General features: G+C 46.3%; 11 protein-coding genes. 3 read left to right on the top strand and 8 right to left on the bottom strand.

Annotation, left to right across the window (positions count from 1 at the left end):
* Positions 1-374: 374 nt before the first annotated feature.
* The 3 genes from MKX40_RS05195 to MKX40_RS05185 form a co-directional block, all read right to left on the bottom strand.
* Positions 375-1,388 (bottom strand): Gfo/Idh/MocA family oxidoreductase, encoded by a 1,014-nt coding sequence (locus tag MKX40_RS05195; protein ID WP_339239967.1) that lies wholly within the window; start codon positions 1,386-1,388, stop codon positions 375-377.
* Between the two features lie 61 nt (positions 1,389-1,449).
* Entirely contained in the window at positions 1,450-2,295 is an 846-nt protein-coding gene (locus MKX40_RS05190; protein ID WP_339239966.1) for a sugar phosphate isomerase/epimerase family protein, read from the bottom strand.
* A 50-nt stretch (positions 2,296-2,345) separates the two neighbouring features.
* Positions 2,346-2,987 carry a carbohydrate-binding family 9-like protein gene (locus tag MKX40_RS05185; RefSeq protein ID WP_339239965.1) on the bottom strand — a complete coding sequence of 214 codons (642 nt, stop codon included), beginning with the start codon at positions 2,985-2,987 and terminating at the stop codon, positions 2,346-2,348.
* A 187-nt stretch (positions 2,988-3,174) separates the two neighbouring features.
* Between MKX40_RS05185 and MKX40_RS05180 the strand changes: the two genes are divergently transcribed.
* Positions 3,175-4,080: a helix-turn-helix domain-containing protein gene (locus tag MKX40_RS05180; RefSeq protein ID WP_339239964.1), complete on the top strand. Its 906-nt coding sequence runs from the start codon at positions 3,175-3,177 to the stop codon at positions 4,078-4,080.
* Between the two features lie 244 nt (positions 4,081-4,324).
* Entirely contained in the window at positions 4,325-4,741 is a 417-nt protein-coding gene (gene arr, locus MKX40_RS05175; RefSeq protein WP_339239963.1) for an NAD(+)--rifampin ADP-ribosyltransferase, read from the top strand.
* Positions 4,742-4,800: 59 nt separating this feature from the next.
* On the opposite strand, the gene MKX40_RS05170 is transcribed toward arr, so the two are convergent.
* From MKX40_RS05170 to MKX40_RS05150, 5 genes are all read right to left on the bottom strand, one after another.
* Entirely contained in the window at positions 4,801-5,829 is a 1,029-nt protein-coding gene (locus tag MKX40_RS05170) for a LacI family DNA-binding transcriptional regulator (RefSeq protein WP_278296594.1), read from the bottom strand.
* A 294-nt stretch (positions 5,830-6,123) separates the two neighbouring features.
* A complete protein-coding gene (locus tag MKX40_RS05165; protein ID WP_339239960.1) occupies positions 6,124-7,473 on the bottom strand; it encodes a sugar ABC transporter substrate-binding protein in 1,350 nt (449 codons plus the stop codon).
* A gap of 70 nt (positions 7,474-7,543) precedes the next feature.
* Positions 7,544-8,377, bottom strand: coding sequence for a carbohydrate ABC transporter permease (locus MKX40_RS05160; protein ID WP_339239959.1), 834 nt, complete (start codon positions 8,375-8,377; stop codon positions 7,544-7,546).
* 12 nt (positions 8,378-8,389) lie between these two features.
* Positions 8,390-9,280, bottom strand: coding sequence for a sugar ABC transporter permease (locus MKX40_RS05155; protein ID WP_339239958.1), 891 nt, complete (start codon positions 9,278-9,280; stop codon positions 8,390-8,392).
* Between the two features lie 11 nt (positions 9,281-9,291).
* Positions 9,292-10,392 (bottom strand): Gfo/Idh/MocA family oxidoreductase, encoded by a 1,101-nt coding sequence (locus tag MKX40_RS05150; RefSeq protein ID WP_339239957.1) that lies wholly within the window; start codon positions 10,390-10,392, stop codon positions 9,292-9,294.
* A gap of 638 nt (positions 10,393-11,030) precedes the next feature.
* On the opposite strand from MKX40_RS05150, the gene MKX40_RS05145 reads away from it, so the two are divergent.
* Entirely contained in the window at positions 11,031-13,016 is a 1,986-nt protein-coding gene (locus MKX40_RS05145; protein ID WP_339239956.1) for a DUF4832 domain-containing protein, read from the top strand.
* Positions 13,017-13,765 lie beyond the last annotated feature (749 nt).

Raw genomic sequence — 13,765 nt, 5'->3', positions numbered from 1 at the left:
GAATGCTTGTTTCTTATTCTAAGGAACCTAGGAAGTCTTATTTGTCCCTCCTGCCCCTCATTTTTAATTGTAAGGAACACCAGACACGCTATTTCCTAAAAATCTGACGATTAACGCGATATACGGCTCAAAATCTCTAAATAGGGCGTCTCATGTTCCTTAGATTTCCGTAGTTGCTTCATACTCCTGAATAACGTGTCTCCGATTCGTTAGCGCTCATCCCTTTGCGCCTCTCTCTGCTCACACCGTAATTGTAAGCGAGTGGAACGAGCCACCCCCTCGATGATTAAAAGGGGCGTCCCGTCATATTCATGACAAGGACAGCCCCTTCTTTATTTTTACAATATCAAGCTCTACGACTTCTCAATCTGCCCCTAATTTACCGTAACCAATGTGCCGTGCTCATCTGCTGAACGTATCTCGGCTTCAATTAACTCAAGCGTGCCTGTTGCACTCTCTGGTGTACATACAGATACAGGCGTGCCCGTGTGAACAGACTGGATAAAATATTTGAGTTGGTGATAATATCCCGAGTCGGGTGACAGCTCCGCGACGAAACCAGGACCATGGTTGGGATTTACTTTTAGCTCTCCATTCTCAAAGACCAGATTCCCCTGCTCCAAATTCACCCGATACGTCATCGAGAACCCGTAGTCTCCCCCCAGCGTCCAGTCGGCTTGGGCATTCAGCACTTTTCCATCAGGATACACATAATTGGTAGACACGGTATCATAGCCGCTTCCCGGAATAACATTACGAGCGAGCGTGGATACTTGATCCGGTTTGCCAAACACCCAGTGAATAATATCCGAATCATGAATGTGCATATCTAATATGCAGCCCCCGCTTTTCTCCCCATCCAGGAACCACTCTTGAGGCAAACCCGAACCGCGGAAGAAATAACCTGCGTTGACCGCTCCATAACGACCATCTTCTACTACGGATTTTAGATAGGCATAGGCTGGCCAGAAGCGTAAACATTGCCCAATCATCAGTGTTTTTCCTGTCGCTTTGGCGGCTTCTGCCATCTTCCAGCCTTCCGCCGAATGGCGCGCAACCGGTTTCTCACACAGTACATGATAACCTTTCTCCAGCAAGGAACATGTTAATTCAGCATGCAATGGTGTGGGCAGCGTAATATCAATGATATCCAGTTCCTCTTGCTCCAGCATCGCGTCGATATTGTCGTACAAACGATAAGGTGTGAGATCATATACCTCTTGCTCTGTTGCCATATTACCGGCTGCTTTACCGTGCTTCAATTCCTCTATTCTCAGATCGCAGATGGCTACCAATTCCACGGGTTCCCCTTCGGAGGCAAGGCGTACATAGTTGTCAAAATGCATACGTCCCATAAACCCAAAACCGATCAATCCCACTTTTAACATATTTCAACCTCCCATATCAAAATAGAATGAATACGCCAATAAACGTTGTTATCCGAATTTATTACTGAGAACGCCCAAGAATGGCATCCATCGCTTTGGATGTATTGAATATGATCTGCTTCGAATGATGAGCGTAAGGCGGAATCATCTCCGCAGTCACGTAGTTGTCGTAACCAATAGCCTGTAATGCCTGCATCACCGCCGGATAATTCACATCTCCAGCCAGCAGATCCACAAATCCATGAAGCCCTCCCGCTTGACGACGGTAATCCTTGAAGTGCACCTTTTTGATCCGATGACCCAGAATGCGAACCCACTGCTCCGGGTAACCGTTCTGCACGACATTGCCCACATCGAAATATGAACCTATATACTCTGAGCCAAAAGAATCAATAAAGGCACGCAGTTCTAACGGTGATACCAAAAACTTGTTCCATACGTTCTCAATGCCAATGGATACGCCTGCACTTTTCGCATACGGCAGCAGGTGCGCAAGGGCTTCTTGCGCCCGTTCATAAGCAACTTCATAATCCGTCACTTCGCTGTCTGGAATGAAATCCACACCAACCGCGCCCGGAATGACCAGAATGGTATCCACACCAAATGCCGCGGCAAGTTCCAACTGTTTTTTACACACATCCAGTGCTTTCGTGCGAATCTCCGGACGAGCGCTCGTCATCGGGTAATCCCAGTACAACCCGGTTGCAAGTCCCGCGATTTCGAGTTCAGCTTCCTCCAGACGTCCCTGAATGTCACGAACCTCCTGATCTGTGGCAGACAGACTCAGTTCACCTTCTGCATTAAGGGATAGTTCAATCCCCTCAAAGCCAGCTTGCTTCGCCGTCTGAATACAATCCGTAATAGAGGCATCTCCTGGAAACGACCATATATTAATCCCTTTTTTCATCCGAATATCCTCCTCCAAAATATACAAACCTGTTCTTCAGTGATGCACAGCTATCCCAATTGAAAATAACCAAACCGGGCAGGTAGATGAAAGTTTACAGCCCCTGTGGGCTGCCATGCCTGATACTCCCGATCTCCCTGCACATTCTCATCAATACGGTACACGTTGACCCTCCAGCACACCCCTTTAGTCAGGGGCGACTGGAAGTTACTCGCTGGAATATGGATCAGATACACCCGATGGCCCTGACGATCCACTTCCACAGACGTATGCAACCCCTTCAGCTGCCAGGTTACATCTGCCTGGAATGCTGAACCTTCGTCGTTATTGTGAATGAATGCATCAAATATCACGTTGTGCGGACTGATCTCAAGTTCCATGTAGTTCCTGCCATCCCCCTGTTCATCAATGAACAGTTCAACCACATCCTGCTCGTATAATGGCTGGTTCCTTTCCGTGAAATCAGATACGACGTGATCATCCTGGCATACAAAGCGAATATGCAAGTATTCGGGACTCCAGCCAAATCGAACTTCTGTAGATTGATGAGGTGGTCTGCCTGTTACCGTGTCCACCAGTTCCACTGGAACACATCGCTCCCAATCCGTAGACGTGGGAAATCCATTCTGTGCAACGGACCTGAGTCGTTCGCAGCAATAACTCGTGCTCCGTTCCACCGGGAGAGAGTTCATGTCCATCCTCTCCTTTTTTAGCTTAATCCGTGATGTTGTCTCTCTCGTAAGAACATGTGATAATACATATATTATAAATAAATTACGTGATTATTTATTTAGGAGATAAAGAGATTATTTGCACAATTCCGTTTAGTTTCAATTAGATCTATTTGGCCCAATCTCATTGAAAAAGGAGATGGAACTTATGTCTCTGCAACAAGCGATATATCCTCTGCAACGAACCGTCACTTACAAGGAATGGTCCCCCAACGTGCATTATGCTCAATTCCAGAGCCTTCCTCCCGGCAAACTGGCAAAGCGGCGTTTGTATGATTTTGAACTTCTGTACGTCTCTCAAGGCGAAGCTGCAACTTATATGAACGATATTAATTTTAATCTGAAGGCTGGTCAGCTAATCTTGCTGCCTGCCGGTGTCTATCATCAGAATGAGGTGGTTTCCAGCCCGGAAGCACGTTTCATTGGCATTCATTTTGATTTCTTCAACGAATTGACCATTCAGACCGAGGCCGATATGGTTGTGAACGAAGAGACTGTTCTGCATCATAAATTCGCAGTGGAAGCTTGCGCAGAAGGCATGACGCCGCTATCCTTCAACCCGACCTATACCCCTTCTCCAGCTACCGTGCAGCTTATGGAACAATTGGTACATGAATTTACGATGCGCCCACCGGGATATGAGCTGGTATGCAAAGCTTTGATGCTGCAAATATTGACCCATCTGCTGCGTTCATCCTGGCGAAGTTCGTCACGCCATGATTCGGTACACGGAGAGAAGCTGCTTGAGCTCATGAAACGTATAGAGGGCGCCCCTTCCAATCCGTGGACCAATTCAGGCATCGCCAAACAATTAAACCTGAGTGTGGATCACATGGCCAAATTGTTCAAACAGATTGCGGGCATGCCGCCCAATGAATACATTCAATCCATCCGTCTAAGCGAGGCACGTAAGTTGCTGCGGGAAACCGATCATTCCATTGAGGCGGTCGGTGTACAAAGTGGTTACCCGGACATTCATTATTTCAGCCGCATGTTCCGCAAATATGAAGGCATTTCCCCCCGGGAATACCGGAAGTTGTCCAGAATGCTATAAAAAAGGAGCAGACTGCCGAGTGCAGTCTGCTCCTTGCTTTTTGAAATATCACGAACAACATAAATAGTTCATTTTTCCGTGCCAAACCATACCCTTTAATTCAGCCTATATAGGTAATTTCCGCTCAATATCATTCTCTCTATTTCTATTGTAACGTTATTTTTATGTTTTTTATAGACTGTTTTTTTGGCGATTCCTACACTATACTGCTAAAATACAAATCTAAAAAAAGAGGTGCATCCGTATGAATGACCCAAAAAATGTATTAGATCATGGACCTTTTTTTCATGGTACTAAAGCAGAACTGAACATTGGAGATTTATTAGAACCGCAATACTTATCCAACTACCAAGATAAAAAATCTAACCACATTTACTTCACCGGAACATTAAATGCTGCTAAGTGGGGTGCTGAATTAGCAAAAACGAATGCCAAAGAAAGAATCTACATTGTAGAACCATTAGGAGATTTTGAAAATGATCCTAACTTAACGGATCAAAGATTCCCCGGCAATCCAACACGCTCATATCGATCTAAATCACCTCTAAAAATAGTAGCGGAATTAGCTTCCTGGGAAAGACACTCCGATGAAGAGATCAATCATATGCTCACCTCTTTAAAGAAACTAAGTGAAGAAGGGAAAAATGTGATCTACGATTAATTTCTTAAATCAAAAGTTCCCTTCGTCCAACTTGGACAAGGGAACTCTTGGGTTGATAGCTATTCTATTTTGCCATTGGAAGATTGGCGGAATATGCAGCGGTACGGAACGATCATTTTGACAGCCACTTCATATTGATGATCCAGATAATCGAGCAGCTGTTTAACCGCGAACATGCCCATCTCCAGCTTCGGTACATGAATGGTCGATAATGGCGGAGAGGTGAATTCGGATATTTCAATATTATCCACCCCAAAAAAGGCGATATCCTCCGGGATGCGGAGTCCCTGTTCTGTTGCAGCGCGCATGGCTGCAATGGCCATCATATCACTGGCGGCAAAAATGGCTGTAGGTCTATTCGCATTATTGGTAAATGCCTGCTTGGTCAATTCATAACTCAGAGAAACATCCCATTTCACATCAATAACCCAGTGATCATCAATCGTTAATCCCGCACCATTCATCGCACGTTGGTATCCAAGGAAACGTTTTTCCTCACGAAAATCATTCTTGTACTCCGCACCGCCAATGTAGGCAATGATCCGATGTCCTTGCTCAATCAGATGATTCGTGGCCTCTCTCGCCGCCTCTTCACGGTCATAACCAACGACTGGAATGTCCGGGTCCGTAATGTCCACTCCAACAACAGTCCGTACATTGGCTTTGAGCCAGCGATAAGCTTCCGGGTCAATTCGTTCCACTACAATCATGCCATCAATCCGATGTTCCTTCACCAGAGATTGCAATTGTACGGTATCTCCATCGTTCTCGATGCTATACACAAATTCCAGTCGCATTCCCGCTTCAGCAAGCTGCTTCTCTATGCCTTCCATAATGACTGAAAAATAAGGGCTGTTGTATTTGTTCTGCGGAATGGCGACCACACAACCAATTGCATAGGCCGTTTTAGGTTCAGTCTTCTTTTTCTTGGCCGGACGCTGTGAGCGATAACCCAGCTCCTCAGCGGTGTCCCAGATCTTTTTGCGGGTTTCATCGCTGACCGATCGATTGACATCGTTCTTCATCACACGTGAAACGGTAGAGATCGATACACCAACGCGGTCTGCAATATCCTTCAATTTTGCCATGTGAAGTCCCCACCTTTCCTCTAATCTATGTATTAAAACTCCATTCGTATTGGGGCAATTTCATTCCTGCACAACCAAATTTGCGGCAAATATAATTCTATATTTCAACTCATCATAAGTCAATGCGATACGAGGCATCGAACAACAAGACACCCCCTTCCCTTTCCTTTCCAACCGCCCCTTACAACAAAGAACACAGTCTCCGTAACATAATAACGGCAGCCAGGGAACTCGATCTCCCCACGACTGCCGCCAATTGGTTATAGCCTTCTATTTCTCCACCTCTTTATCTGCTTATTGCATCTTGGAGGCCAAATCCTTCAATGCTGCGGTTAGGTCACCGTCCCCAGCGAGAGGAAGTTTGAGTGATTGCTCGCCGTACGTCCAGACCAGATCGGTTTTCTTGGTTGTAAATGGGGATACAATGCCATACTGCTGAGCATCCAGGAAGATTTTATTATCTTCACCTACAGTAGCGATATAAGCATCCGCTGCGGCCTTGTTAGCCGGAATGGAATAGCCTTGCTTTGCAAGTTCAGTCTGTCCATCCGGACCCGCAAGCCAGGCAAGCAGCTTGTATGCTGCCTCTTCATGCTTGGTGTTGGAACTGATCGCAAGACCTGCCGGCTGAACAACAGTTTGGTTTGTTTTGAATTTTGGTAAATACGAGATGCCGTAATCTACGCCAGCCTCCTGGTAGTTGGTTGTATTCCAGCTACCACCCGGATTCATCGCTACTTTGGATGTCGTAATCGCAAGATTCACCTGTCCACCTAAACCTTCAATCTGTGCAGGTGTGGTGTTGATCTTTTTATTTTTGGTCAAGTCAATAAAATAGTTCAGCACTTCCATCGCTTCAGGTGTCTCAAGCGCAAGGGAACCATCATCATTCACCAGCTTCGCACCATTGGACCACAGTTCCGGCTCCAGAAACCAATCCATCGTTGATCCTGGTGAAATGGACAAGCCCCACTGCTTGATGTTTCCGGCATCAAAACCCGCTTCGTCTGCGCTTTTCCCGTTCTTATCCAGCGTCAGCTTGGTTGCAATATCGGTAATTTCATCCCATGTGGGCTCGAGCGAAGGGACGGGAGCATCATGAGGATTCGTGGTTTCATTCTCAAAGATCGCCTTGTTGTAATACCATACGATGACGTTGGCATCGATAGGTAAGGATACTTGTTTACCCTGATACTGGTGAAGACCTAGCAGACTTTTGTCCACATTGTTCAGATCAAACTGATTTTCCGCCAGCAAGCCATCCAATTCCTTGAAAATACCCAGTTCGGCGTATTTCTCCACGTATGCATAACTCGTTTTGAACACGTCCGGAAGTGTACCCCCCGCCGCATTCGCTGTCAGTCCGTCCCAATAGCTGCCCCAATCCTTGCCTTCCAGTTTGACCTTAATATCGGTATTTGCCTTCATGAACTGATCCAGCAGTTCCTGTGTACGATGAAGCTCTTCTGCCGTCCCCCATTGTGAGTACGTGATGGTTACCGGCTCGCCTGAGCCTTCACTGCTTCCGGAACCTCCAGAGTTGGCATTTTCCGACGATCCTCCATTCGCACATCCACTGATGACCACCATTGTAGCAAGTACAAGTGCCCACACATTGAATAGCCGTTTGCTCTTCGCTTTCATATACACAGCTCCCCTTTAAGTCATATCAATAAGTCCTGTTCACCTGAAAACCGGAAAGCAGGCAGCCTCTCTACCCTTTGGTGCCCGTGAGCACCACCCCCTCAACGATATAACGTTGTGCAAACAGATATAGCAGACCGATCGGAACAATACTGATGAATGCTCCCGCAGCAAGTGCTGGCAGATCCTGGCTCGTCTGACCAATCAGGAGCTGCAAGCCTACGCTCAGGGTGAACATTTCTGCATTTTTGATATACAGGAACGGCCCCAGAAAATCGAGCCAGGAATTCACAAAGGCAAAAATGATGGTTGTCATAATAATGGGTTTGGACAGCGGCATAATCACTCGTGCATATACCGTCCAGCGATTGCCGCCATCGAGATATGTAGCTTCATCCAGCTCCTGGGGAATGGTCATGAAGAATTGGCGAAACAGGAAGATATAATAGGCGCCTCCGAGCCAGGCTGGCACAATGAGCGGCAACCAGGTGTCAATCCAGTTTAACTTGGAAAAAAGGACGTACGAGGGAATCATCATAATGGACGGGGGAATCATCAACGTAACAAGTACAACCGGGAACAACATATTACGGTATCTGTTCACAAAGCGGGAGAAACCGTAAGCGACAAGTGAACTGGACACCACCGCTCCCGCTGCAACAAAAAAGGAAATGAACAATGAGTTTTGAATCCACTGCCACATCATCGGCTGTACAGCGAACAATCGTTCAAAGGCTTCCAGACTGAATGTGTCTGGCAGGATGGTTGGAGGTACCTTATACGTTTCCGCTTTGGTTTTCAGCATGGTCGAGAGCATCCATACAAGAGGCCCTGCGAATAGCATTAACGCTGCGATCAGCAACGTATATTGGGACGTTTTTACCGCTATTTTTCGGCTATTCATGTAACTCTCCTCCTATCGTTCTCCCTCGTAGTACACAAAGCGGTTTGATAATTTCATCAGGATCAGGGTGACAAGTGAGATCACGGCGAACAGGAAAATGGACTGTGTCATCGCCATGCTGAATTTCAGATCGGTAAAGGCCGACTTGTAGATATTGTAGACAAATGTATAGGCAGAGTAGTTCGGACCACCCTTGGATAACAGGAGTGCTTCCGTAAACATCTGAAAGTTATACATGGTCTGAATAATGATGACAAACAGAATGGAAGGACTGATCATGGGCAGCGTAATCTGGAAAAATCGACGTATCCCGCTGGCACCATCGATGGCTGCCGCTTCATACAGATGTCTGGGTACATTTTTCAGTGCAGCCAGGAAGATCAGTACCCCGCTGCCGGAGATCCAGACCTGAAGCATGATGATGACCGGCTTAATCGTATGTTCCCCGCCAATCCAGTCCACTTTGCCTATACCAAGTGCGCCAAGTCCAGCGTTCAAGATGCCAAATTCGGAGTTGAATACCAGCCGCCAGATTATGACCGTTGCCACAATCGGCACCAAGGTCGGCAAATAGAAGAAGGTACGGAACAAGGCAATTCCTTTGACATTAAAATTAAGCAGCATTGCCAGACCAAGCATGCCTGCTGTTACAATCGGAACACCAAATACTACAAAATACATCGTGTTCAGCAGACTTTTCAAAAAGATGGGATCGTCCATCATGTGTGTAAAATTATCGATCCCGACAAAGTTGAAGTTGGTTGCTCCAGGAAGTCTGGCATCCGTAAAGGCATAGAATACCGAGGTTCCAAAAGGAATCATAAAAAAAGTGATAAATCCAATGATCCAAGGCAAAATGAAGAGAAAGAACAGCAGCGTGTCATATTTTCTCAACCTTTTCATGATGACACCCCTCAGCCTGAAATTTCTTCTAAATAGACATACCGTTCTTCCAAAATGGATTTCTCTGCCGCCAGGGCAATAAGCAACGCGTTACGACCAACCTGTGCACTTGCAAAAGGCTGCTTGCCTTCCTGTACACATTTAAGAAAATCAATACGCTGAGTCTGTCCCCCCGTATGACCGCCCATAATGGAATCCGACGTCACATCAATCTCCAGATGATCCTTCGTCCAGTCCTGCCCGCCAACGATATCAATCGTCTTGTCATTACGGGCCACCATCTGACCGCCATTCTCTCCGATCAAGCCAATCTCAAGCCCTTCTCCCATCAGATTGCGCGGTTTCAGATACATGCATAGGCCCAGATTGGCCTTGCTGCCGTTATCATAATCAATGGTGATAAAGGCATGGTCGACGATGGAGGTATCCGAGATTTCTTTTGTCGGATAGTGACTGTATGAATTCTGAATCTGATTGCGCTCTCCTTGCTTCATCACATGCTGGCCTCCAGAGGCAAACACGCGGACAGGCTTCGCCTGGATCATCCAGTTGAAAATATCGAAGTGATGACAATCCTTCTCTACAATCGCTCCCCCGGACTTGGTTTTGTCATAGAACCAATCCGCAGGTGGGAACGGGTCTCGGAATTCTTTGCACCACATCAATTTCACTTCGCCAAGACGGCCGTTCTCCAATTCCTTCTCCATTCGGCGATACAGATTCGAATACCGATAAACCAATCCGATCTGCAATACCTGTCCCGAGGCTTCCGCCGCTTCTATAATGGCATCACAGTCCTCAATGGTATGGGCGACCGGTTTCTCCAGAAATACATGCTTGCCAGCTTCCAAAAAAGCGACCGCTACTTCACGATGCAGATAGTTCGGCACACTGATGACCACCGCATCCAAATCTTCCTTGGCAAGCAGTTCATGATAGTCACTAACGATAGTGGGGTTACTGTTCTTAAGTTCAGCCAGCGTACGTGCCACATTGGCCTCATTCATATCACAGATATAACGAACCTCACTCTCTTCGAGCAAATCAAAACCAATGCAATGATGTGACCCCATGTCTCCTACACCGATAAAAGCCATTTTTATCTTCCCCATGCTTACACTCTCCGTTGCTCGTAAATTTGCGGCAAATGCCTTGACACCAATTCGATGTAAAGAAATCTAACAAGACGATGACTATGTAACGATAGTAAAATAGTTTTATTTGCTTGTCAATTGGTTTTGGCTAGATTTTTAATTATTTTGCCGCAACATATTTTTAAGAGTTTTTGCATACAAATAAACTATTTAACTCTGAATTCATCTTAAATTAAGCGTTTACATTTTTATTTCTATGTCATATAATTTATTGTAATTCTATTTTTATTGCGGCAAATATAACATTAAAATTATAAAAATTACTGTTCATTTTTCAATGGGACACTTTTATTTTCAATAGAAAACTCAATAAATTCTGGAAAAAAATCTGTTGAATCTCCTCTATTCATCCCCTATAATGCAATTTAGACGCGGAATTCAAGAACTAATATCACATTTTATATTTGCCGCAAACTAATTCCCTCATCTTTTCAGTCATTTACCCTCACTTACTACCATGATTCTTACATACAACGTCATTATCATACCGCTCCATGCGGATTCGAAAGGAGTTGAGCTTCCTTAACTGTCCCTCATGACATGCAGGTGTGACAGAACGAGTTATCATCCATAATCCATTATTCAGGAGGTATACCATGACAAGATTATTTAATCGAAGTAAGAGGAGCTTTGGACTGTTTTTGGCTTTTGTGCTCATGATTACCCTGCTTTTGCCTGCGGGAGCCTTACCCAAAGCCTCTGCTGCTACCATCACCATTGATGGCAATGTGAGCGACTGGAGCAGCGTTAGTGCTCTCACGACCAATAGTGGCACAGCCCAGACGCTCAAAGTAACGAATGATGGGACCAACCTCTATCTGCTCGTTCAAGGCTCAGGTCTGAGTACGGCGATGGGCAACTTCTGGATTAACACCGATAACAATACTTCAACCGGTTACCAGGCTGCGGGCTGGGGGACTACAGGTGTGGAGTGGCTCCTTGAAAATACGGGGTTATACCGCTATGGCGGCAGCGGGACCGACTGGAGCTGGAATTTCAACAGCACATTAACCAGCTCCCAATTCTACCGTAGCTCCTCCATCATCGAGGTTGCTATTCCTCTCTCGACACTGCAAATCAGTGCAGGCAGTACAGTGCGAGTCGGGTATATCGATAACAGCTCGGATACATCCAGACTGCCCGCAGCTGGAAAAAACCTGCCCGCTTATCTCCTGACCTCGTCTGGTGGGGGTACGGGGAACAATACCGTGGTGAATCCTGTAGAGCTGGACAGCCCACTCAACAATCCATTCAAAGGCTGGGCGCCTTCGGCCAAGAGCACGACATATGCACAGCCACACAGGCTCGTATATGCCGGCGTAACCTGGAAGGAGCTGGAGTCCACCAAAGGCACATATGATTTTAGTGCGATTGAAGCCACCAATAATTTTGCCTACTGGAAAAGTAAAGGCGTCAAAGTGGTGTTTCGCTTCATTCTGGACAGCCCGACAGGACAGGCTCATCGGGATATTCCAGACTGGCTCTACAATGACATGGTGGCCCGTGGAGAATCACCCGGAACCGTATACAACGATACAACCGGAGGCATGGGTACAGGCAACAACATGGGCTTCTCCCCCAACTACAACTCCACCTATCTGCAAGAACGGCACCAATTAGCCATCGAAGCCATTGCGGCAAGGTACAACACCAATGATCGTCCAGTCGCTTTTGTCCAGATTGGTTCCCTCGGACACTGGGGAGAATTCCATACGTGGCCTTATGTCGGACCCAATGGTGAAACCAATTACACAGGCGCTTTCCCTACCAATGACATCTCGAACAAGTATGTTCAGCATTACATTGATGCCTTTGCTGGCAAAGAGGACAAAATGCAGGTTCTGATCCGCCGCAGTATCGCCTTGGCGAAAACCAACAATAAAGGCATGGTTATGGGCATGTTCAACGATGTGTTTGGACATAAAGACAGCTTCGATGCGGATTGGGGTTGGTACACGGGCACCCAGAATGGCTATTGGGATGACATTGGCCAGCAGCAACCAGGACACCCGAACTTCTGGGAAACCCGTATCTCTGGTGGAGAATTTTATGGCGGTGCCTCAGGAATGTTGGCATCCTTAACCTCCGGTAGCGGATTTACGGAAACATTGCGTCAAACGGAGCTAAGTAAACCAAGCTGGCTTGGACCGAATTCTCCGGCCTCACTCCCGCTGAATCATGCATTACAGGCCAATATCGATGCACTCAAGAAACGAATGGGTTACCACTTTGTCGTGAAGGAAATATCGCATCCATCCACCATTAGCGGAAGCACGTTTACCACAACGATTAAGGTGGAAAATAAAGGCGTACAGCATTTCCCGTTTGCTTGGCCGGTTGAGATTCAACTCCGCAGCGGCAATACCGTTGTTGCGAAGAAAACTACAAACGTTAATCTGACCACATGGAAAACGGGTACCTACACCTTGACCGACTCCATTTCGGTCTCCGGTATTGCTGCTGGCACCTATGATATTGCGATTGCGATCATCGATCCATCAACAACTCAGCCTGGCGTGGACTTCGCCAATACGAATAAGCTGACAGACGGAGCATTTAAGCTGAGCAGTGTAACAAAGTAAATGTCAGGTTCAGATGCCGCGTTGTATAATGCGATGCATTTGTCAGTACATTTGTCAGTGCACTCGTCGGTGCATTCGTCAGTGCATTTGCCATTGTACGTGTAAATTACAAGAGCCGGAAAGAAGGCATAACCCTCATGCCCTCCTTCCGGCTCTTCCTCTGATTGCACGAGTGACTAACTCCACAATAGCTCGGCAATTCGCTTTCCCTCAGGTCAACCCTTTTTAACGTATACTTTGATTTCCTCAGCTTCAGCTTCCGACAAGGGCAACTCGTGGGTAGGTCCGAACGCTAATGAACATCAGGCACCTTATTCGAGGTTTTTTGCATGATCTCAAAATGTAACGAACACCAGAAACCTTATATTCAAATTCCCAGGTCAGAATCAACTTAAAATACGCTCATTCAGGTCAATAACATCTCTGTGGTTCGTTAGAATCTCACAACCTTTGTATTTCGGCAAATAGCTGTCTGTCGTGTTCGTTAAAATTGGTACAGCCTTTGCTGAGCCTGCATTGTAGTAACATCGAGTATGTTGACGATATGACAACTTCGAACGCTCTCCATTTCATATCACACATATAAAAAAAGGATTAGGGCCCCCTTCTAGGGTCTCCAATCCTTTTGTCAATATTGAGCCTTGTACACGTTAACGTCCTCACCAGAATAAAAGGTACAGCTCAAGTCATTTCCCAAACTTGAGCGCAAAGGGATCGTCAGCAGGACCGATTCCTGTATTCCTTCGTCA

This window comes from Paenibacillus sp. FSL R5-0517 (assembly GCF_037974355.1).
Taxonomy (GTDB): domain Bacteria; phylum Bacillota; class Bacilli; order Paenibacillales; family Paenibacillaceae; genus Paenibacillus.
Note: the sequence above shows the minus strand (reverse complement) of the source record. Positions and strands in the feature narration are given on the sequence as shown.